The sequence below is a fragment of the Sphingomonas sp. LM7 genome (assembly GCF_002002925.1).
Lineage (GTDB): Bacteria > Pseudomonadota > Alphaproteobacteria > Sphingomonadales > Sphingomonadaceae > Sphingomonas.
In genome coordinates, this window is sequence record NZ_CP019511.1 from 294,271 (window position 1) to 315,738 (window position 21,468).

A 21,468-nucleotide genomic window follows, 5' to 3' on the forward strand; every position below is an offset into this window, starting at 1 on the left:
AATCAGGGGGAAGCATGGATACTTCGCAGGACGCCGCGCCGCGGGACGCCGCACGGGAAACGCCGGATTGGCTGGCGCGCCCGCTGATCCTCGGCGCGATCGGGCTCGCGGCGGGGCTGCTGGTGCATCTCATCCTCGGCAATGGCTATGGCGGCAATCTTTCGACGCTGGAGGCCGCGGCGCTGACCGGAATCACGCTGGCGGCGGGGCTGATCGGCTTCACGCTGGAGCGGCGGCTGTGGTGGGCATCGCTGATCTTCTCGCTGGTGCTCGCGCTGGTCGGCGCGCTCGTCGTCGCGTGGAACGGCTCGCCGGAGGATTGGAGCGTCGGCGAAGGCTGGCGGACGGTGAGCCTGTTGCTCGCGGTGGCGATCGCGGCGCCCTTGTTCCAGGCCGCGCGCGACGAGGGTGCGCGGCGCTTCCCGTACGAATCGGTGCACGACCATGCCTGGACCAATGTCGTGCTGTGGGTGGCATGCTGGGTGTTCGTGGCGATCGTCTTCGCGCTGGCCTGGCTGCTCGCCATGCTGTTCGACCTGATCAAGCTCGATTTCCTCAAGGAGCTGCTCGAGAAGAACTGGTTCTGGCGCGCGCTGATCGGGCTCGCCTTCGGCGCGGCTTTGGGGCTGCTGCGCGAGCATGACGGGGTGGTGAGGCTGCTCCAGCGCGTGGTGGCGATGGTGCTGGCAGTGCTCGCGCCGGTGCTCGCAGTCGGGTTGGTGCTGTTCGTGCTGGCGCTGCCTTTTACCGGGCTGAATGCGCTGTGGGACGCGACCAAATCGACTACGCCGATCCTGCTGTGCTGCGTGGTCGGCGCGCTGATCCTCGCCAACGCCGTGATCGGCAATGCGCCGGGGCAGGAGCGGCGCTTCCCGCTGCTGCGCTATGGCGCGATGGGGCTGGCGGCGGTGATGCTGCCGCTGGCGGTGCTTGCCACGATCGCGATCTCGCTGCGCACCGGCCAATATGGCTTCACCCCCGAACGGCTCTGGGCGATCGTGTTCGTCGCGCTCGCCTGCCTGTGGGGCGCGGCTTATCTGGTGGCATTGGTACGCGGACGGCGCGATTGGGCGGCGCGGGTGCGTCCGATGAACCTCGCGCTGGCGTTCACGGTGTGCGGCGTCGCGCTGGTGCTCGCGACGCCGGTGGTGAGCTTCAACGCGATCTCGACGCGCGATCAGGTTTCGCGACTCGAATCGGGCAAGGTGACCCCCGAGCAGTTCGACTGGCGCGCGCTGGCATTCGATTTCGGCGCGCCTGGTCGCGCAGCGCTCAAGAAGCTGCAGGGTTCGGCAAATGCGGTTGTTCGGGCAAAGGCGACCGAAGTGGCGAAGGCCAAGGGGCGGTGGGACGTCGAGCAAGGCGATCAGCTCGACAAGAGCCGGCGCGAAGTCGCGGCAAACGTCCGCATGCTGCCGCAGGGTACCGTGATGCCGGAAGGGCTCCGCGACGCGATCGCGCGGCAGGGCATGTGCAGCTACAAGGCGCGCTGCAGCCTGTTGATGCGCGACTCGCATGAGGCATTCCTGCTCCAGGAAAGCTGCTATCCGAAGCCCGAGGCGGGAGAGGCATCGAGCCGTTTCTATACCTGCGGCGATGCGTCGCGCTTCGTGCTGGTCGGCGCCGAGTGGAAGCCGTCACATGCGCTGGAACGCAAGCCCGTCGATACGGGCGCGCTCCACACCGGCTATGCGGCCGGCGCAATCGAAGTTCGCACGCTTCCGCGGCGCCAGATCTTCGTCGGCGGGGTGCCGGTGGGCGAGCCGTTCGAATAGCAGCGCTTGAAGGGCAGGGGCGCGGATGCTAGCCGCGCCTTCATGTCCGTAGACACTGCAACCGTGAAGAAGGTGGCCAGCCTCGCCCGGATCGCAATCAGCGATGCCGATGCCGAGCGCCTTGCGCCAGAGCTCAACAACATCCTCGGCTGGATCGAGCAATTGGGCGAGGTCGACACTGCGAATGTCGATCCGATGACTGCGGTCATCCCCAACACGCTGCGCCTGCGCGAGGACGTGGTCACCGAAGGCGGCCAGCGCGACGCCGTCCTCCAGAACGCGCCGCAGGGCGAGCACGGCTTCTTCACCGTGCCGAAGGTGGTCGAATGAGCCCCCCCAATTCTTCGGACGTCACCGATCTCGGCATCGCGCAGCTGCGCGACGGCATCCGGCTGGGCACGTTCTCGGCGCGCGAAGTGGCCGATGCGTTCGTCGTCAAGGTGAGCAAGGCGAAGGCGCTCAACGCGTTCATCGTCGAGACCCCCGACCACGCCATCGCCGCGGCCAAGGAAGCCGATGCCGCACGCGCGGCGGGCGAGACGCTCAAGCCGCTGGCCGGCGTGCCGATCGGCATGAAGGACCTGTTCGCCACCAAGGGCGTCCAGACCACCGCGGCGAGCCACATCCTAGAAGGCTTCAAGCCCGTCTATGAATCGACGGTTTCCGGCCGGCTGTGGGGCGCCGGCGCGGGCATGCTCGGCAAGCTCAACCTCGATCAGTTCGCGATGGGCTCGTCGAACGAGACCAGCTATTTCGGCAACGTGATCTCGCCGTGGCGGCGCGGCGGCGGCGACAACGCTCCGCTCGCGCCCGGCGGCTCGTCGGGCGGCAGCTCGGCGGCGATCGCGGCGCGGCTGGTGCCCGGTGCCACCGGCACCGACACCGGCGGCTCGATCCGCCAGCCCGCGGCGTTCACCGGCATCTCGGGCATCAAGCCGACCTATGGCCGCTGCTCGCGCTGGGGCGTGGTCGCCTTCGCCTCGTCGCTCGACCAGGCTGGGCCGATGGCACGCTCTGTCCAGGACTGCGCGATCCTGCTCGAGAACATGGCCGGCTTCGATCCCAAGGATTCGACTTCGCTCGATCTGCCGGTGCCCAAATGGGAGGACAATCTCTCCGGTAGCCTCCACGGCAAGAAGATCGGCATTCCCAAGGAATATCGTGTCGACGGCATGCCCGCCGAGATCGAGGCGCTGTGGCAGCAGGGCATCGACTGGCTCAAGGATGCCGGCGCCGAGATCGTCGAAGTGTCGCTTCCGCACACCAAATACGCGCTGCCGGCCTATTACATCATCGCGCCGGCCGAAGCCTCGTCCAACCTCGCGCGCTATGACGGCGTGCGGTACGGGCTGCGCGAGCTGGCCGAGGGCCAGAACCTCCAGGACATGTATGCCGCCACCCGCGCCGCCGGCTTCGGCGACGAGGTCAAGCGCCGCATCCTGATCGGGACATACGTGCTCTCGGCGGGCTTCTACGACGCCTATTATACTCAGGCGCAGAAGGTCCGGACCTTGATCGCGCGCGATTTCGAGAATGCCTGGGCCTATTGCGACCTGCTGCTGACCCCGACCGCGCCGAGCGCAGCGTTTGCGCTGGGCGAGAAGTCGGCCGATCCGCTGGCGATGTATCTCAACGACGTGTTCACCGTGCCGAGCTCGCTTGCGGGCCTGCCGGCGATGTCGGTGCCGGGCGGGCTCGACAAGGGCGGGCTGCCGCTGGGTCTCCAGATCATCGGCAAGCCGCTCGACGAGCAGGGCGTGCTCAACGCCGGGCTGGCGATCGAGCAGCGCGCCGGGTTTACGGCACGGCCGGAGAGCTGGTGGTAATATGGGGTTGCTGATCGAGTTCGTGGTGAGCGCGATCGGCGAATTCTTCGGCTGGCTCTGCTATGATCTCTGGAAGGAGCGTAGCAAAAGAAAGTCAGCCAGGGCGCGGAAGAAAACGCGCGCAAAGCGAAACGGACTGATTGACTATGGCTGAGACAAGCTACCGCATCCAGGGTGACACCGGCGAATGGGAGGTCGTTATCGGCCTCGAAGTCCATGCCCAGGTCACCTCCAACGCCAAGCTGTTCTCCGGCGCCGCGACCGAATTCGGCGCCGAGCCCAACAGCCAGGTGTCGCTGATCGACGCGGCGATGCCGGGCATGCTGCCGACGCTCAACAAGGAGTGCGTTCGCCAGGCAGTGCGCACCGGCATGGCGATCGGCGCGGTGATCAACAAATATTCGCGGTTCGACCGGAAGAATTACTTCTACGCCGATCTTCCGCAGGGCTATCAGATCAGCCAGCTCTTCCACCCGATCGTCGGCGAGGGGCAGATCGAAGTCAGCCTCGACGAGAAGGATCCCGAGGCGTTCACCAAGACGATCGGGATCGAGCGCATCCATATCGAGCAGGACGCCGGCAAGCTGATGCACGACCAGCATCCGACGCGTTCGTACGTCGATCTCAATCGCGCCGGCGTCGCGCTGATGGAGATCGTGTCCAAGCCCGACATGCGCTCGCCTGCAGAGGCTGGCGCGTACCTTGCCAAGCTGCGCTCGATCCTGCGCTATGTCGGGTCGTGCGACGGCAATATGGACCAGGGCTCGATGCGCGCCGACGTCAACGTCTCGGTGCGCAAGCCCGGTGAGGAATTCGGCACGCGCACCGAGACCAAGAACGTCAACTCGGTCCGCTTCGTCATGCAGACGGTGGAGATCGAGGCGCGGCGCCAGGTCGAAGTGCTCGAGAGCGGCGGCAAGATCGTCCAGGAAACCCGGCTGTTCGATCCCGATCGCGGCGAGACGCGCTCGATGCGCTCGAAGGAAGACGCGCACGATTACCGCTACTTCCCCGATCCCGATCTGCTCCCGCTCGAACTCGACGACGCGTTCCTCGACGCGTGCCGGGCGAGCCTGCCCGAGCTGCCCGACGCCAAGCGCCGCCGCTATGAGAGCGAGCTGGGGCTGACCGCGTACAACGCCGCGGTGCTCACTGCCGATGCCGATGCTGCGCGCTGGTTCGAGGCGCTGGTCGCCGAGAGTGCGCGCGTCCAGAAGAAGGGCGAGCAGGAAGTCGCGCGCGCCGCGGCCAACTGGCTGATCTCGGACCTGTTCGGTGCGCTGAACCGGCTCGGCAAGGATCTGGACACCAGCCCGGTCAGCCCGGAGCAGGGCGCCGAGCTGCTCGCGCTCGCCGCCGACGGCACGCTATCGGGGCCGCTCGCCAAGCAGGTGTTCGAGATCATGCTGGAGACCGGCGACCCGGCGGGCAAGATCGTCGAGGAGCGCGGGCTCAAGCAGACTAGCGACACCGGCGCGATCGAGGCAGTGATCGCCGAGGTGCTGGCGAAGAACCCCGGCCAGCTCGAGCAATATCGCGGCGGCAAGGAAGCGCTGTTCGGCTTCTTCGTTGGCCAGACGATGAAGGCGATGGCGGGCAAGGCCAACCCCGCGGTGGTCAACGAGCTGCTCAGGAAGGCGCTGGCGGGCTGAGGGCGATACGTCTGGAGGGTTGAATGGTTCGGCGGCTCTTACTGGCTCTTGCGCTCCTGCTGCCCGTTGCGGCGCTCGCCCAGAGCGCACCGACGCCGCCTGCCAATCCGCGCGTCGCGTTCGAGACTGCCGCCGGCCGCTTCGTCGTCGAAGTCTATGCCGACAAGGCGCCGGTCAGCGCGAAGAACTTCCTGCGCTATGTCGACTCGAAGCGGCTCGACGGGATCGTCTTCTACCGCACGGTCAAGGTCGCCGATCGCTTCGGCTTCGTCCAGCTGGGCGTGCAGAATGCGCCGGCGAAGATGTACCCGCCGGTCAGGCACGAACCGACCAGCGCCACGGGCATCAAGCATCTCGACGGCACGCTCTCGATGCCGCGGCTGGCGCCCGGCACCGCGCGCGGCGAGTTCACGATCATGCTCGGCGACCAGCCGTCGTTCGATGCCGATCCCGCCAAGCCCGGCGACAATCTCGGCTATGCCGCCTTCGCCCGCGTGATCGAGGGGATGGACGTCGTCCTCAAGGTCTTCGACGCGCCAGTGTCGCCGACCAAGACGCTGCAGGGCAGCTTCAAGGGCGAGATTCCGGAGACGCCGGTCAAGGTGCTGACGGTACGGCGGGTGGCGCCCTAGCGCGGGCGCCGGACGAGGTAGAGATAGGCGGGGTCGAACTCGCCGACGCGCTGGAGTTCGGCAAGGTCGCCGATCGTCACCTTGCCGCCGCGGAATTCGACCAGCCCGCGCTCGCGCAATTCCTTGAGCACGCGATTGACGTGGACCGACGTGAGGCCGAGGCATTCGGCGAGATCGGTCTGGGTGATCGGCAGCGCGTATTCGCGCTCGGTGGATAGGCCGACGATGCCCAGACGCACCTGAAGCTCGCATAACAGGTGCGCGGTGCGTTCTAACGCACTGCGCCGGCCGAGCGAGACTTCCCATTCGCGGTGGATCGCCGCGTCGAGATTGGTCGCGAACCACAGCATCCGCGTGAGGTGCGGATGCTGCTCGGTGATCGCCTGCAGCCTTGCGTGCGGCACCTGGACCACCTTGCACGGCGTCAGCGTCATGATGTTGTGGTCGAGATATTTGAGCGTGAAGCTGTGCAGGTCGGGGAAGTCGCCGGCGACGTGGAGCGCCGTGATCTGGCGCTGGCCGTCGCTCAGATCCTTGTAGCGGCAGATCAGCCCTTCGATCAGCAGGGTGGAGTTGCTGAGCTCCTGCCCCGCCGTGACGAAGGTCTGATCGGCGCCATAATGGATCACTTCGCCGATCGCTGCGCGCAGCGCGGCTTCCTCTTCGGCGCTGATCGTGTCGCGCACGCGCAGCTTCATCAGGTGCTTTTCGATCATGCGCCCCTCCCGGACGGCCATTCGTCCGGGATCATAGCGCAGGGCCGGACGGCAAAGCGATCACAATCGAACGATGCGGCGCCTATTGCTGGGCGCGATCCTGATTCTTGACCTCGCCCGCGGTCCCGGCGACGCCGTCGGGCACGCCGGTGGGTTCCAGCGGCGAGCTGTCGGCTCCGCCGCCGGCCCCATCGGCCTCGTCTGCGCGCGATTCCACTGCCTGCTCCAGATCGGAGCGCGGATCCTTGTCGTTGGTATCGGCCATGTTTTTTCTCCTGTGTTGGTGAGCGCGGCGTCAGGCCACGGGCTGGCCCGGCGCGATGCCCGGATCGGTGCCGGGCTGGAGATCGGGGACGTCGACATCGGGGCCGGGCGGCGCATATTCGGGGGGCGGTGTGGTCGGCTGGCCGGGCTGCGGCGTGCCAGGGGTCTCGGCAGGCGCGGGCTCGGGAGCGCCGGGGATCGGGGGTTCGACGGGCATGGAAGTCTCTCCTTTTCGCATGCTCAACGCCGGGCGGCGCCAGGCGTTGCTTCGCGACTTGCTCCCGGCCCCACGACTGCTATAGAGCCCGCCGACCGGCGGTGCCCCTGCGGGCGTGGCGGAACTGGTAGACGCGCCAGATTTAGGTTCTGGTATCGAAAGGTGTGGGGGTTCGAGTCCCTTCGCCCGCACCAGGCACCGTCGCTCTTTGATCAGCGTCCCGGCGCCGCGATCTCATTCTTTTTGGAAGCTGAACTGATGCAGACTGTCGAGACGTTGAACGAGGGCCTCAAGCGCGCCTACACGCTCAAGATCACCGCCAAGGACATCGACAAGAAGGTCGATGCCGAAGTGAAGCGGGTCGCCCCGCAGGTCCGCATGCCCGGCTTCCGCCCCGGCAAGGTTCCCGCCAACCTCGTGCGCAAGATGCACGGCGAGGCGATTGCGCAGGACGCGCTCAACAATTCGATCCAGGAAGGCGTGCAGAAGCTGCTCGTCGACCACAAGCTGCGTCCCGCGATGCAGCCGTCGGTGAGCCTCGAGGGCGACTATGCCCCCGGCGGCGATGCCGAGATCAAGATCGAGCTCGAAGTGCTCCCCGACGTGCCGACGCCGTCGATCGAGGGCCTCAAGCTCGAGCGCCTGACCGTTCCGGCCGACGACGCCGCGATCGACGAGCAGCTCACCCAGCTCGCCAGCAACCAGAAGGGCTGGGACGATGCCCCGGCCAAGCACAAGGCAGCGACCGGTGACCAGGTGACGATGGACTTCGTCGGCAAGACTGCCGATGGCGTCGCCTTCGAGGGCGGCACCGGCGAGGGCATGGCAGTCGAGATCGGCTCGGGCCGCCTGATCCCGGGCTTCGAGGACCAGCTGGTCGGCGTGAAGACCGGCGACGAGAAGACGATCAACGTCACCTTCCCGGAGGATTACGGCTCGAAGGATCTCGCCGGCAAGCCCGCGACCTTCGACCTCAAGATCACTGCAGTGAAGACGTCGGGCGAGACCAAGATCGACGACGATTTCGCCAAGGCGCTCGGCCTGCAGGATCTCGAGCAGCTCAAGGGACTGCTCAAGGGCCAGATCGAGCAGCAGCTCAATGGCCTGACCCGCACCTATATGAAGCGCAAGCTGCTCGACCAGCTCGCCGCGGGCCATGATTTCCCGGTGCCGCCGTCGATGGTCGACGCCGAGTTCCAGCAGATCTGGCACCAGCTCGTCCACGAGACCGAGCATGAGGCCGATCCGGCCGCCGCGCTCGCCGAGCTCGAGTCGGAGCGCGACGATTACTTCAAGATCGCCGAGCGCCGCGTGCGCCTCGGCCTGCTCCTCTCCGAGATCGGCACCGCCAACGGCGTCGAAGTCTCGCAGCAGGAAATGAGCCGCCTGATCGCGCAGGCCGCGCAGCAATACGGTCCCGAGGATCGCCAGCGTTTCATGCAATATGTCCAGCAGGAGCCGATGGCGGCCGCCCAGCTGCGCGCGCCGCTGTTCGAGGACAAGGTCGTCGACTATCTGTTCGACAAGGCCGAGATCAGCGACCGCGAAGTGACTCGCGAAGAGCTCGAAGCCGCGATCGAGAGCGACGAGGGCTTCGACACCGGCACGCATCATCACGATCACGACAACCACAAGCCCAAGGCCAAGAGGACTGCCGCCAAGAAGCCGGCTGCCGACGAGGCTGACGCCAAGCCCGCGAAGAAGGCCAAGGCCGAGCCCAAGGCTGAGGAAGCCGCGGCCGAAGAGCCCGCCAAGAAGGCCGCCAAGCCCAAGAAGGTCGAAGCCGCCGATATCGAGCCCGCAGCCCCCGGCGACGAACTCGTCGAGGCCGAGCCGGTGAAGAAGGCCGCGACCAAGAAGGCGCCTGCAGCCAAGGCCGAAGCAGCGGAAGAGGCTGCGGCCAAGCCCGCCAAGAAGGCGCCGGCGAAGAAGAAGGAAGGCTGATCTGGCCATCACCGTCACCCCGGCCTTGTGCCGGGGTCCACGGTGCATCCTGGCGTCAGACCAGAGGCTTGAGCATTTCCGCCAGCCTCTCGGTGAACCCCGGCACAAGGCCGGGGTGACGGAAATAGTGAGGTCCGTTCTCCGTCTGGGAGGGCGGGCCTTTGCTTATCGAGGTCTCGTCATCCCGGCGAACGCTGGGATCTCCCGCGGCATGCGAACTCCCGTGGCATTAGAATCCGGCTTTCGCCGTGATGACGCATGCGACACAAAATTATCGAACTGATATCGTTTCGGCTCTAAGGCAGCATCATGAGCGAACCGCGCATTGCCGTCCTTCTCCCCTGCTACAACGAAGAAGCCGCGATCGCGCAGACGATTGCCGGCTTTCGCGCGGTGTTCCCTGCCGCTGCGATCTATGTCTACGACAACAACAGCAGCGACCGCACGATCGAAGTCGCGCGCGAAGCCGGCGCCGTGGTCCGCAGCGAGCGGATGCAGGGCAAGGGCAATGTCGTCCGCCGCATGTTCGCCGATGTCGATGCCGACATCTATGTGATGGCCGATGGCGACGCGACCTATGATCCCGCCGCCGCACCTGCGATGGTCGCACGGCTGACCAGCGAGGGCCTCGACATGGTCGTCGGCACGCGGGTCCATGAGGCGGCCGAAGCCTATCGCCGCGGCCATGTCCTCGGCAATCGCGCGATGACCGGGCTGCTTTCGCAGCTGTTCGGCCGCAGTTTCACCGACATCTTCTCGGGCTATCGCGTCTTCTCGCGCCGCTTCGTCAAAAGCTTCCCGGTGCTGTCGGCGGGCTTCGAGATCGAGACCGAGATCAGCGTCCACGCGCTCGAACTCAAGATGCCGGTCGGCGAGGCCGAGACCCGCTATTTCGCGCGGCCCGAGGGCTCGGCGTCGAAGCTCAACACCTATCGCGACGGCTTCCGCATCGCGAAGACGATCGCCGTGCTCTATCGGATCGAGCGGCCGATGCTGTTCTTCGGGTTCATCGCCACCGTGTTCGCGATCATGGCGGTGCTCCTCGCCGTGCCGCTGGGCATCACCTATCTCCAGACCGGGCTGGTGCCGCGCTTCCCGACTGCGATCCTGGCGACGGGGCTGATGATCCTCGCCTTCCTCAACTTGTTCACCGGGCTGATCCTCGACACGGTGGTGCGTGGCCGGCGCGAGATGCGGCGGCTGGCCTATCTGGCGCAGCCGGGGCCGTTCAGCGACTGAGCTTCGCGCGTTGCCCTCGCAGGTGGTGAAGCATTCCGAGCACCGCCTCGACTGCGAGGAACGCGAGCACGCCGTGGACCAGCCACGAATAGCGCGGAACCGGCTGGACGAGCGCATAGGGCAGCGCGACCAGCCCGACAGTGAGCGCCAGCATCCCGTAGCCGGCTCGCCGCCGCCATATTCCGAATGCCAGTCCCGCCAGCCCGAGCAGGTGGATCAGGCTGATGGTGATCGCGCGTGCGTCGCGCATGTCTTCCCAGCCGGTGAAGTACATCTGCCAGCTTCGGGGAAAGAAGAATTCTCCCAGATGCCGCAGCCATAGCCGGGCGAAGCCGGTCGGATTGTCGGCGATCCACGACCAGGTCCGGGCGCCGAGCGCGCGGGCATAGGGCACTTCGCCGCCGGCCTCGCGCAATGCGGCTCGCGCGGCCGGGCTGTGATAGGGATGGATCTCGAGCAGGCGGTCGGCGAAAACCTGCTCGCGCGGCGCGTCCGACAATGCCGCCGGGTGGTTGGCGAGCGCGAATTCGAGCCCGAAATTGCTGCGGAGCAGGACCGGGGTGCCCAGCGCCTCGGCGTTGCGCAGCGCCCAGGGCGCCAGGAGCACGGCCAGCGCCGTGCCCGAGGCGGCTGCCAACATGGCAATCCGGGCGAGGGTCAGGCGGCGCAGCGCATATATTCCCCAACAGGCATAGGCTGCGATGCCCACCGGCGGCGAGACGAAGAAGGTGGCCGCGCCGAGGATCGCGACGATCAGGATCGTCCGCGCGGTTATTCCGCCGCGCTCCGCGACACGCAGCAGCAGCAACAGGTTCAGGCACATCAGGCAGACTGCCATCGCGCCTTCCCAATAGCGGAAATCGACGACTTCCTGCGAAACGAACGGCGTAACCAGCAGGAGCAGCGCAGTGCCCCAGCGCACCGTGAGCGGATCGGCGCCCAGTCGCACGAAGACGCAGCGCAACAGCAGGATCGCGCCGAAGACCTGGACGAGCGACCAGGCAAGCAGCGCCAGGTTGGCGGCAGGCGTGTCGATTCCGAACAGCCACATCAGCGCCGCCGCGATCGTGGGGTTCACCGGAAGCAAGTGCGCCGTGGGGCCATAGCCCTGGTAAAAGGCGTCCGCGAAGCTGCCGGTTCGGACCAGCGCGAGCGCGGCGCGCGTCGCTTCGCCGGCGCCGACAAAGCCGGTGATGCTGCCATGGACCGCGTGCAGCCAGGCCAGCCGGATCGCCAGCCCGGCGATCAGCGCGAGCAGCAGGAAGCGGCGTTCCTCGGATGCGGTTTCGCGCGAGCCCATGTCACGCTGCTAGCGTAACTGTATGGATATTTCCTAGCGGAGACCGGCCAGCCCAAGCCGGATCAGGCTCTCGCCACTGGCGACGATCGCTTCCTCGTTGGAGCGCGGCGTCCAGCCGAGCACGCGGCGCGCCTTGTCGTTGCTTGCGCTGGCCTTGATCCCCAGCCGCGGCACGGCTTCGCGCGCCAGCGGGTTGAAGATGGCCAGCAGGCGGATCAGCCAGTCGGGCAGCTCGCGCTTCGGCACCTTCGCTGCCACCGGCCCCAGCCGCTCGCGCAGCACCGTCGCCATCTGGTGGAACGACACCGCCTCGCCGGCGACCGCGAGGAAGCGCTCGCCCGCCGCGGCGGGGTCGGTCATCGCGCGCAGATGGAGATCGGCGACATCGCGGACATCGACTACGCCGAGATAGAGCCGCGGCGTGCCGGGCATCTTTCCCCGAAGCATCGACTGGACGAGGAAGATCGACGTCGAAAGATCGCCGTTCAGCGCCGGGCCGAAGATGCCGACCGGGTTGACCACCGCCAGCTCCAGGCCGTTGCCTTCGCGGGCGATGAAATCCCATGCCGCGCGCTCGGCGAGCGTCTTGGACTTCATATAGGGCTGGACCGCGGGGCCATCGGGGTCGGTCCAGTCGGCTTCGGTATAGGGCGCGTCCTGCGGGCCATGGCCATAGCCGATCGCCGCGAAGGAAGAGGTGACGACGACGCGCTTGACCCCGGCATCGCGCGCGGCGCGGAGCACCCGCAGCGTGCCTTCGCGCGCGGGCCGGATCAACTCGTCGGCGTCCTTGGGCTGGGCGGGCGGGAAGGGGGAGGCGACGTGGTGGACATAGTCGCAGCCCGCCACGGCCAGCGCCCAGCCTTCGTCCTTTTCGAGATCGGCGGCGAAGAAGGCGAGGCGATCGCCCGCTTCCGTGCCCGCCGCCGCCAGCGTCGCGCGAACCTCGGCCTCACGCGCCAGGCTGCGCACCGTGGTGCGCACGTCATGTCCCGCCGCCAGCAGCTGGAGGATCACATGGCTGCCGACGAAGCCGGAGCCGCCGGTGACGAGAACCTTGCTCATGCGTAACGATGTGGGTGCGGGGGAGCCGCCTTGCAATGTTGGATTTGGCGTGCTGCGCTCCGCCTATGCCCAGGTTCGATCCTCTCTCACTGGACGCCTGCCGCGAGCGTGTCGCCGGGTCGGCGCGTCGCTGTCGCGCGGGTGTCGCCAAGGTGGCGCGTTCCAGTCGCGAAGGTGTCGCTTCCGTGAGCGTGGGTGTCGCCAAGGTGCCGCGTCAGTGTCGCGTCGGTGTCGCTTCGCGCGGCGGCCTGGGAGAGAGGTCCCCGTTCAAAACCGCGTTTTCCGTCAATTTCGTCAGGTTCGCCCATCGGCGGTTTACCGCGATCCCCCCTTGCGCCACGCAGCCCGAGCGCCGATGTTGGGCGTCTGGGCAACCATCCAAAGAGAAAAACCCCGCATGCATCCGCTTTCCGGTCAGATGACCATTGATCCCGTTACCGGCGGTCTCGTTCCGATCGTCATCGAACAGTCGAGCCGCGGCGAGCGCAGCTTCGACATCTATTCGCGCCTGCTCCGTGAGCGGATCATCTTCGTCACCGGCGGTGTCGAGGACCATATGGCCTCGGTCATCACCGCACAGCTGCTCTTCCTCGAGTCCGAGAACCCGAAGAAGGACATCTGGATGTACATCAATTCGCCGGGTGGCGTGGTGACTGCCGGCATGGCGATCCACGACACGATGCAATATATCCGTCCGCGCGTCGGCACGGTGTGCATCGGCCAGGCCGCGTCGATGGGCAGCTTCCTGCTCGCGTCGGGCGAGCCGGGCCTCCGCGTCGCGCTGACCAACGCCCGCATCATGCTGCACCAGCCTTCGGGCGGCGCGCAGGGCATGGCGTCGGACATCGAGATCCAGGCTAAGGAGATTCTCCGTATTCGCGCGCGGATGAATGCCCTGTATGCCAAGTATACCGGCCAGCCGATCGAGCGGATCGAGCAGGTCATGGATCGCGACAGCTTCTTCGAGGCCGACGAAGCCAAGGCGTTCGGCGTAGTCGATGAAGTTTACGACAAGCGGCCGCAGCCGACCGACGACGCTGCAGCTGCTTAAGATTATTGGATTATAGCCGTCCGCGGGCGAGTCCCACGGACGGCGTAAAACTGCTTTCCTTGGGTGGTTTATGGATTGCCGGACGGGAACCCGCGTGTAGGATGGCGGGTAGTGGCTACGCGTCCGGCGCGTAAAGGATGGATTTAATGACCAAGCTCAGCGGCGGCGACTCCAAGAGCACGCTTTACTGCTCGTTCTGCGGAAAGTCGCAGCACGAGGTCCGCAAGCTCATCGCCGGACCGACCGTCTTCATCTGCGACGAATGCGTCGAGCTCTGCAACGACATCATCCGCGAAGAGACCAAGTCGGCTCTCGTTTCGAAGAAGGACGGTGGCGTCCCCACGCCGCAGGAAATCTGCGACGTGCTCGACGATTACGTGATCGGCCAGAAGCAGGCCAAGCGCGTGCTCTCGGTGGCGGTGCACAATCATTACAAGCGGCTCAACCACGGCGCCAAGGGTGCCGATGTCGAGCTCGCCAAGTCGAACATCCTGCTCGTCGGCCCCACCGGCTGCGGCAAGACGCTGCTCGCCCAGACGCTGGCGCGCATCCTCGACGTGCCCTTCACCATGGCCGATGCCACGACGCTCACCGAAGCCGGCTATGTCGGCGAGGATGTCGAGAACATCATCCTCAAGCTGCTCCAGGCCTCCGACTACAACGTCGAGCGGGCGCAGCGCGGCATCGTGTACATCGACGAGATCGACAAGATCAGCCGCAAGGCCGAGAACCCCTCGATCACCCGCGACGTGTCGGGCGAGGGCGTCCAGCAGGCGCTGCTCAAGCTGATGGAAGGCACGACTGCCAGCGTTCCGCCGCAGGGCGGGCGCAAGCATCCGCAACAGGAGTTCCTCCAGGTCGATACGACCAACATCCTGTTCATCTGCGGCGGCGCATTCTCGGGCCTTGAGAAGATCATCGGCGATCGTCTCCAGGGCAAGTCGATCGGCTTCGGCGCCTATGTCGCGGCGCCGGAAGAGCGCCGTACGGGCGAGCTGCTGCGGTCGACCGAGCCGGAGGATCTGCTCAAGTTCGGCCTGATCCCCGAATTCGTCGGCCGTCTCCCGGTGATCGCGACGCTCGAGGATCTCGACGTCGATGCGCTGATCAAGATCCTGACCGAGCCGAAGAATGCCCTGGTCAAGCAGTATCAGAAGCTGTTCGACATGGAGGGTGTCAAGCTCAGCTTCAACGAGGACGCGCTGATCGCGATCGCCAAGAAGGCGATCGAGCGCAAGACCGGCGCCCGCGGGCTCCGCTCGATCCTCGAGGCGATCCTGCTCGATACGATGTTCGACCTGCCCGGCATGGACGGCGTCGACGAAGTGATGATCGACAAGGACGTGGTCGAGGGCCGCAAGGACCCGGTCCGCATCTACGCCAAGAAGGAAAAGACCGGCAGCGCCGCCTGATCCTTCCTGTTGCCCAAACACTGCATAAGCGGCCGGAAAGTCCTCTTTCCGGCCGTTTTCGTTTGGACCGACTCGGACCCAAGGCGCACCTTCCCCGTCAGTGAAGACGAGATGGAGGTGACGTATGTCCGATATTGCCATCCTCGACGACGACGAGCGTGACTATCATTCGCCGTTCGACCTGGCGCTGAACCCTGCCGCCTTGGAAACTTTCAAATGGCTGGTACTTGGCCACGTCTTGTACGTGGTTGGGCTGGCACTGGTGCTCTACTTCCATATAGACGGCGGTGCCGTGTGGATTACCCCGCTGTTCGGCCTGCCGTTCGTCTGGCACGAGCGCCGGCACCGCGGCGCCGTCAAGGCGCTGGTGTTCTTCCTCGGCTTCACCCTGATGCACTATGTCGCGCTGATGACCGTCAGTGGCATGAGCGCGGACGGCGTCGGCTTTCTGCGCGGCTTCGTCGGCGGCGCAGTGGGCGGCGGCGGGTGCCTCTTGCTCGCGGCGATCTTCGGACTGCTGCGCAAGGGTTCCAGCCTGACCTTCGAGGCGTTCGGCACGGTGCTGCTCGGCGCAGTCGGCAGCTTCTGCCTCTATCTCTACCTCACCACCGGCGCGAGCAGCGACTCGTTCGCCAGCGACCTGGCACAGCCGCTCAAGATCTACACGCCGTGGCAGGTCGCTTTCGCCTACGTCCTGGCGCGGGTGCTCCGGCCGGTGAGCTGAACAATCTTCTTTTTCCCTCCCTGCTTGCAGGGAGGGGGCAGCGGTGGGTTTAGCGGCGGGCAGGTCTTGATGCCCTGCTCGGCGCTTTCGTTCTGGACTAACGGTTTTTTGGGCGCGCAGACACGCCCACCCCCTAGTCCCCTCCCTTGCAGGAAGGGGAGGTCAGCGCCTTTGCTGCGCCTGATAGGCCTCGACCGCCAGAGAACGCTTGAGGATACGCGAATTGGGATCGAGCACGACATGCGCGCCGGCGGGCACGGCGATGCTGCCCGTGCCGCCAGTCATCGCCACCGTCTCGACCTTGCCGTCGACCTGAACTTCGACGGGAAGCGGGAACGGGCGATCTCCCGGCGTTTTCCAGCGCAGCGTCAGCCGGTCGTCCGCCCGCGACTCGATCAGCTCGGGCAGCGCCGCCTCGCGCAGATAGACGTCGAAGAACCAGGTCAGGTCCTTGCCCGCCACCTTGTTGACGATCTCGACATATTCGGGCGTCGTCGCGAAGCGTGGCTGAAAATTGCCCGGCTTGGGATCGGGGCGGCCATAGACGAGCCGCGCAGTCGCTTCGTTGAAGGCCGCATCGCCGATCAGGTTGCGCAGCGTGTGGAGCACCCAGGCGCCCTTGACATAGATGTCGCCGCCCGGGCCGCCCTTGTCCGCCTCATAGACGTCGTCGGAGGTCTTGACCTTGCCCGAGACGATCGGCGCCTGGTTGGTGATCTGGTTGCGATAGACCTCCATCATCGCGGCGTAGCGCGCCTCGCCTTCGCGCCAGCGGCCGTAGAGTGGCTGCATGTACTGGCCATAGCCTTCGTGCAGCCAGAAATCGTCCCAGTTGGACGCCGACATCTGGTTGCCGAACCACTCGTGCGCCAGTTCGTGCTGGAACAGCCAGTCGAAGCCGTCTGGCGTCTTCTTGTAGTTGTTACCGTACGCGTTGATCGTCTGGTGCTCCATGCCGAGATGCGGCGTCTCGACAACGCCCAGCTTCTCGTCGGACCAGGGATAGGGGCCGACATTGGCCTCGAAGAAATCCACGGTCGGCGCGAACTCGGCGAACAGCCCCTTGGCCTTCGCCTCGCGGCCAGCGAGGTGCCAATAGGTCATCGGGAATTTGTTGCCGAAGCGGCTGGAATAGGTCCCCGTGATCTCGTGATACGGCCCGATGTTGAGCGCGATCAGATAGGGGTTCGGGCTGCGCGCCTGCCAATGCCAGGTCGAACGTCCGTCGGGGAGCTTGTCGATCTTCTGGAGCACCCCGTTCGACGGTGCGGAAAGCCCGACGGGAACAGTGATATGCAGATCGACCTTGGCAGGCTCGCCGGCCGGGAAGTCGAGGCACGGCCAGAACAGGTCGCAGCCATAGCCCTGTGCAGTGGTGGCGATCCACGGACTGCCGCCGGGCGTCTTTGCCCAGACCATGCCGTCGTCCCACGGCGCGCGCACCGCGACATGTGGGGTGCCGCCATAAGCGAGCTTCACCACCGTCCGGGCGCCCGCCGCAAGCGGCTTGGCCAGCGTGATCGCGAGCCTCCCCTCGGGGTTGGACCAGCTGGTGCGGAGCAGGGCGGTGCCGTCGATAGTGATCGCGCTCACCGGAAGGTTCTTGTCTAGATCGATCAGCAGCCGGTGCTGCGATGCCGAGGTGACCAGCGTCAGCGTCGCAGTGCCGGTGAGCCGCTGCGTTTCGGGAAACACTTCGATCGCTAGGTCGACATGGTCTAGCCGCAGCGCGGCGCGTTCAGGCTCGATCGGCCCGCCAGAGGCTTCGGTCAGCGCCGTGATCGGCGGCTCCCCGGGCTTGACCTGGGCGAGGGCGGGAACGGCGCTCAGCGCGAGTGTGGAAGCGGCGATCAGGAAGCGCGTGATGATGGGAACCTCCATTGGGCGCTGGAAGACAGGTGATGGTAACGGGTTATCGCCAAAGCGTGCGCCGCGCCATCCGCGGCATTGGTCCACAACCAATCAATATGCGACGATTGATGCGGCTGGCGCAGGCCCCATATATAGTGGAAAGTAAGGGCCGCTCGGGCCCAGGAGTATCCATGAAGCAGTCCTATCCCGTCCTGCCGCTTCGCGACATCGTCGTCTTCCCGCACATGATCGTGCCGCTCTTCGTGGGACGCGACAAGTCGGTCGCCGCGCTCGAAGCCGCGATGGCGGACGACAAGGAGATTTTCCTCGTCGCCCAGCTCGATCCCGCCGAGGATGATCCCGGCCGCGAGGACCTCTACGACACCGGCGTCTCGGCCGAAGTGCTGCAGCTGCTCAAGCTGCCCGATGGCACCGTGCGCGTGCTCGTCGCCGGCAAGGAGCGCGGCGCGCTCGAGACCGTCGACGAATCGGGCGCGTTCCTCACCGCGACCGTATCGCCGGTGGCCGAGGCCGAAGTCGAAGGCCCCGAGCTCCAGGCGCTGATGCGCTCGGTGGTCGATCAGTTCGAGAATTACGCCAAGCTCAACCGCAAGCTGCCCGCCGAGACCGCGGTCCAGCTCGCCGAGCTGGAGGACGCCTCGCGCCTCGCCGATGCGGTTGCCGCCAACATCGCAGTCAAGGTTGCCGACAAGCAGTCGCTGCTCGTCGAAAAGGATCCCCAAAAGCGCCTGGAAATGGTGTTCGCCTTCATGGAGGGCGAGCTCGGCGTGCTGCAGGTCGAAAAGAAGATCCGCAGCCGCGTGAAGCGCCAGATGGAGAAGACCCAGCGCGAATATTACCTCAACGAGCAGTTGAAGGCGATCCAGCGCGAGCTCGGTAACGAGGGCGATGAAGGCGACGGCGACGAGATCGCCGAGCTGACCCAGAAGATCGCCACGCTCAAGCTGAGCAAGGAGGCGCGTACCAAGGCGACGTCGGAGCTCAAGAAGCTCAAGACGATGGCGCCGATGTCGGCCGAGGCCACCGTTGTACGCAATTATCTCGACGTGCTGCTGGGCTTGCCCTGGGGCAAGAAGTCGAAGCTCAAGAAGGACATCGCCGAGGCGCAGGGCGTGCTCGACCAGGACCATTATGCTCTGGAAAAGGTCAAGGACCGGATCGTCGAGTATCTCGCCGTCCAGGCGCGCACTAACAAGCTCAAGGGCCCGATCCTGTGCCTCGTCGGCCCTCCTGGCGTCGGCAAGACCTCGCTCGGCAAGTCGATCGCCAAGGCGACCGGTCGCGAGTTCATCCGCCAGTCGCTGGGCGGCGTGCGCGACGAGGCCGAGATCCGCGGCCATCGCCGGACCTATATCGGCTCGCTGCCGGGCAAGATCGTGACCAACCTCAAAAAGGCCGGCACATCGAACCCGCTGTTTTTGCTCGATGAGATCGACAAGCTCGGTCAGGATTTCCGCGGCGATCCTGCCTCGGCGCTGCTTGAGGTTCTCGATCCGGAGCAGAACAACAAGTTCAACGACCATTATCTGGAGATCGACATCGATCTTTCGGACGTGATGTTCGTGTGCACGGCCAACTCGCTCAACCTGCCCCAGCCGTTGCTCGACCGCATGGAGATCATCCGGCTCGAAGGCTATACCGAGGACGAGAAGGTTGAGATCGCCGAGCGCCATCTGGTCGAGAAGCAGATCGAGGCGCACGGGCTGAAGGAAGGCGAGTTCACCCTCACCACCGAGGGCCTGCGCGCGCTGATCCAGAAGTACACGCGAGAGGCCGGCGTCCGCACGCTCGAGCGTGAGATCGCCAAGCTCAACCGGAAGGCGCTCCGGAAAATCCTTGAGGGTAAGGAAACCAGCGTCACGATCACGCCGGACAACCTCCACGAATACGCCGGGGTGCAGAAGTATCGCCACGGCCTGGGCGAGGAGGAGAACCAGATCGGTGCGGTGACCGGCCTCGCCTGGACCGAAGTCGGCGGTGAGCTGCTGACGATCGAGAGCGTGACCGTGCAGGGCAAGGGCGCGATCAAGACCACCGGCAAGCTGGGCGATGTGATGAAGGAATCGGTCGAGGCCGCGTTCAGCTTCGTCAAGGCGCGCAGCCCGAGCTACGGAATCAAGCCAAGCCTGTTCGCGCGGAAGGATGTCCACGTCCATCTGCCCGAAGGTGCCGTCCCTAAGGACGGTCCGTCGGCAGGTATTGGCCTCGTCACCGCGATCGTTTCGACGATGACCGGGGTGCCCGTGCGCCGCGACATCGCGATGACCGGCGAAGTCACGCTGAGGGGCAGGGTGCTGCCGATCGGCGGGCTCAAGGAGAAGCTGCTCGCCGCATTGCGCGGTGGCATCAAGACCGTGCTGATCCCGCAGGAGAATGAGAAGGATCTCGCCGAGATTCCCAAGAACATCCGCGAGGGCCTCGAGATCATCCCGGTCGCGCATGTCGACGAAGTGCTGCGGCGCGCGCTGACCGAGCCGCTCACGGCGATCGATTGGACCGATGCCGACGAGCTTGCGGCCCAGCCGCCGGTGCATGTACCGGGGATCGGCGACGCCGTTCATCATTGATCGCGCGTCGCTTTTTGGCACGTAAACCGCCGCCGGGGGTTTGACAGCGGTGGCGGTCGCGTGCTGACTGGCGCACTCGGCCTGCCGCGCCGCGACTCATTTTTCGACGAACTCACTCAGGGGGAATCCACCAGCATGAACAAGCAAGAGCTGATCGGGACGGTCGCCGACACCTCGGGCCTCGGCAAGGGCGACGCCACCAAGGCCGTCGAGGCCGTGTTCGACGCGATCTCGACTGCGCTCAAGAAGGGTGATGAGGTTCGCCTCGTCGGCTTCGGCACGTTCTCGGTGAGCAAGCGCAAGGCATCGACGGGCCGCAATCCCCGCACCGGCGAGGAAATGACGATCAAGGCGTCGAACCAGCCCAAGTTCAAGGCCGGCAAGGGCCTCAAGGATTCGGTCAACTGATCTTATGGCCCTGACCCGGTCGGCGGGGGTGGAGCCGCAAGGCTGACATTTGCAGGGTTCAAGTCCCTGTCATGGGTCCCAAATCGGGCTGGACAGCGCGTTTGTCGCCGCTTAAAGGCCCGCTTCCCGTTTCCGCCGTAAGGCGAATGGGCGCGTAGCTCAGTGGTAGAGCACACCCTTCACACGGGTGGGGTCGCAAGTTCAATCCTTGCCGCGCCCACCATGTAGAGCCCGCCGGTCTGCGATCGGCGGGCTTTTTGCTGCCTGCGGTTTACCGTGAAGGCCCCGCCTGCTAGGTTGGTCCCGGCATGGCGACTGCATCCGATCCCGTGCGCTTCAGCGTTTTCAGCAGCTTGGCCGGGCGGATTGCCCGTCCCTTGCGGCTGGCGGCGGTTGCGTGGGTGGCCGTCTTCACCGTGCTCGTCTGCGCGGTGGTTCCAGCCGGTTTGCCGCACACCGCCGCGCAAGGCTCCGCGTTCAATCCCGCTACCACCAGCGTCGCGCTCCAGGCCAAGGCGCCGCAGGCGCGGATGCTGGTCAAGCGCCTGCTGCGGCGCGATGCCGGCGACACGCCTGTCGTCCAGCCTTCGGCCGTCTTTCCGGCGGCAATGGCGATGCTTGCGCCACCGACGCGTGCCGAAGGCAATTGGATAGCGCGTGCCGCCACGGCGCGGCTTGCTGCGCCGGTCCGGGCATTGCCCTGGGCGCGGGGACCGCCGCTCGCCTGACCCGATAGAGGCGCGATTCCAGCGCTTCTCACCGGTGCCGCCGTCGACTGGCAACGGTCTTCCCGCCGCATCGTTC

20 protein-coding genes and 2 tRNA genes are annotated in these 21,468 nt (G+C 65.9%); 16 read left to right on the plus strand and 6 right to left on the minus strand.

Translation table 11 applies throughout. The features are described from left to right. Positions 1-14 precede the first annotated feature (14 nt). From BXU08_RS01345 to BXU08_RS01365, 6 genes are read left to right on the plus strand one after another with little or no spacing between them, the layout of a single operon-like run. Entirely contained in the window at positions 15-1,775 is a 1,761-nt protein-coding gene (locus BXU08_RS01345; protein WP_077507984.1) for a DUF4153 domain-containing protein, read from the plus strand. Between the two features lie 42 nt (positions 1,776-1,817). Continuing rightward, positions 1,818-2,105, plus strand: coding sequence for an Asp-tRNA(Asn)/Glu-tRNA(Gln) amidotransferase subunit GatC (gene gatC, locus BXU08_RS01350; protein WP_077507986.1), 288 nt, complete (start codon positions 1,818-1,820; stop codon positions 2,103-2,105). Then, positions 2,102-3,601, plus strand: coding sequence for an Asp-tRNA(Asn)/Glu-tRNA(Gln) amidotransferase subunit GatA (gatA, locus tag BXU08_RS01355; protein WP_077507989.1), 1,500 nt, complete (start codon positions 2,102-2,104; stop codon positions 3,599-3,601). Before gatC ends, gatA begins: the two co-directional genes overlap by 4 nt. Position 3,602: 1 nt before the next feature. Next, the gene (locus BXU08_RS19700) at positions 3,603-3,755 is read left to right on the plus strand and encodes a hypothetical protein (RefSeq protein WP_171982378.1); all 153 of its coding nucleotides are present in this window, start codon (positions 3,603-3,605) and stop codon (positions 3,753-3,755) included. Beyond that, on the plus strand, positions 3,748-5,253 hold the full coding sequence (gene gatB / locus BXU08_RS01360) for an Asp-tRNA(Asn)/Glu-tRNA(Gln) amidotransferase subunit GatB (protein WP_077507992.1): 1,506 nt from the start codon (positions 3,748-3,750) through the stop codon (positions 5,251-5,253). The genes BXU08_RS19700 and gatB overlap by 8 nt, the downstream gene beginning before the upstream one ends. 23 nt (positions 5,254-5,276) lie before the next feature. Then, positions 5,277-5,885 carry a peptidylprolyl isomerase gene (locus BXU08_RS01365; RefSeq protein WP_077507995.1) on the plus strand — a complete coding sequence of 203 codons (609 nt, stop codon included), beginning with the start codon at positions 5,277-5,279 and terminating at the stop codon, positions 5,883-5,885. Here the strand turns inward: BXU08_RS01365 and BXU08_RS01370 are convergent. The 3 genes from BXU08_RS01370 to BXU08_RS01380 all read right to left on the minus strand — a co-directional run bounded on the left by BXU08_RS01370 (position 5,882) and on the right by BXU08_RS01380 (position 7,082). After that, positions 5,882-6,601, minus strand: coding sequence for a Crp/Fnr family transcriptional regulator (locus BXU08_RS01370; RefSeq protein WP_077511874.1), 720 nt, complete (start codon positions 6,599-6,601; stop codon positions 5,882-5,884). The genes BXU08_RS01365 and BXU08_RS01370 overlap by 4 nt on opposite strands. Positions 6,602-6,683: 82 nt before the next feature. Further along, entirely contained in the window at positions 6,684-6,866 is a 183-nt protein-coding gene (locus tag BXU08_RS01375) for a hypothetical protein (protein WP_077507998.1), read from the minus strand. Between the two features lie 30 nt (positions 6,867-6,896). Then, positions 6,897-7,082 carry a hypothetical protein gene (locus BXU08_RS01380; protein WP_077508001.1) on the minus strand — a complete coding sequence of 62 codons (186 nt, stop codon included), beginning with the start codon at positions 7,080-7,082 and terminating at the stop codon, positions 6,897-6,899. A 109-nt stretch (positions 7,083-7,191) separates the two neighbouring features. On the opposite strand from BXU08_RS01380, the gene BXU08_RS01385 reads away from it, so the two are divergent. From BXU08_RS01385 to BXU08_RS01395, 3 genes are all read left to right on the plus strand, one after another. Further along, positions 7,192-7,276, plus strand: a tRNA-Leu gene (locus tag BXU08_RS01385). Between the two features lie 64 nt (positions 7,277-7,340). Beyond that, on the plus strand, positions 7,341-9,026 hold the full coding sequence (gene tig / locus BXU08_RS01390) for a trigger factor (protein ID WP_077508004.1): 1,686 nt from the start codon (positions 7,341-7,343) through the stop codon (positions 9,024-9,026). Between the two features lie 309 nt (positions 9,027-9,335). Beyond that, positions 9,336-10,265, plus strand: a complete 930-nt coding sequence (locus tag BXU08_RS01395; protein WP_077508007.1) for a glycosyltransferase family 2 protein — start codon at positions 9,336-9,338, stop codon at positions 10,263-10,265. Here the strand turns inward: BXU08_RS01395 and BXU08_RS01400 are convergent. Continuing rightward, entirely contained in the window at positions 10,255-11,565 is a 1,311-nt protein-coding gene (locus BXU08_RS01400; protein ID WP_077508010.1) for a hypothetical protein, read from the minus strand. The two genes, BXU08_RS01395 and BXU08_RS01400, sit on opposite strands and share 11 nt — an antisense overlap. 33 nt (positions 11,566-11,598) lie before the next feature. Continuing rightward, positions 11,599-12,630: an aldehyde reductase gene (locus BXU08_RS01405; RefSeq protein WP_077508012.1), complete on the minus strand. Its 1,032-nt coding sequence runs from the start codon at positions 12,628-12,630 to the stop codon at positions 11,599-11,601. Positions 12,631-13,027: 397 nt separating this feature from the next. Here BXU08_RS01405 and BXU08_RS01410 point away from each other — a divergent pair, with 397 nt between their 5' ends. From BXU08_RS01410 to BXU08_RS01420, 3 genes are all read left to right on the plus strand, one after another. Continuing rightward, complete coding sequence (locus tag BXU08_RS01410) at positions 13,028-13,681, plus strand: ATP-dependent Clp protease proteolytic subunit (protein WP_077508015.1); 654 nt, start codon at positions 13,028-13,030, stop codon at positions 13,679-13,681. A gap of 146 nt (positions 13,682-13,827) precedes the next feature. Beyond that, on the plus strand, positions 13,828-15,093 hold the full coding sequence (gene clpX / locus BXU08_RS01415) for an ATP-dependent Clp protease ATP-binding subunit ClpX (protein ID WP_077508018.1): 1,266 nt from the start codon (positions 13,828-13,830) through the stop codon (positions 15,091-15,093). Between the two features lie 124 nt (positions 15,094-15,217). After that, a complete protein-coding gene (locus tag BXU08_RS01420; RefSeq protein WP_077508021.1) occupies positions 15,218-15,817 on the plus strand; it encodes a hypothetical protein in 600 nt (199 codons plus the stop codon). 162 nt (positions 15,818-15,979) lie between these two features. Here BXU08_RS01420 and BXU08_RS01425 read toward each other — a convergent pair whose 3' ends face one another. Continuing rightward, positions 15,980-17,698, minus strand: coding sequence for a M1 family metallopeptidase (locus BXU08_RS01425; RefSeq protein ID WP_077508024.1), 1,719 nt, complete (start codon positions 17,696-17,698; stop codon positions 15,980-15,982). Between the two features lie 161 nt (positions 17,699-17,859). Between BXU08_RS01425 and lon the strand changes: the two genes are divergently transcribed. From lon to BXU08_RS01445, 4 genes are all read left to right on the plus strand, one after another. Continuing rightward, positions 17,860-20,256: an endopeptidase La gene (gene lon / locus BXU08_RS01430; RefSeq protein ID WP_077508026.1), complete on the plus strand. Its 2,397-nt coding sequence runs from the start codon at positions 17,860-17,862 to the stop codon at positions 20,254-20,256. Between the two features lie 135 nt (positions 20,257-20,391). Further along, complete coding sequence (locus BXU08_RS01435) at positions 20,392-20,664, plus strand: HU family DNA-binding protein (RefSeq protein ID WP_077511876.1); 273 nt, start codon at positions 20,392-20,394, stop codon at positions 20,662-20,664. Positions 20,665-20,812: 148 nt separating this feature from the next. Beyond that, positions 20,813-20,887: transfer RNA gene (locus tag BXU08_RS01440), tRNA-Val, on the plus strand. 85 nt (positions 20,888-20,972) lie between these two features. Continuing rightward, the gene (locus BXU08_RS01445) at positions 20,973-21,392 is read left to right on the plus strand and encodes a hypothetical protein (RefSeq protein WP_077508029.1); all 420 of its coding nucleotides are present in this window, start codon (positions 20,973-20,975) and stop codon (positions 21,390-21,392) included. Positions 21,393-21,468 lie beyond the last annotated feature (76 nt).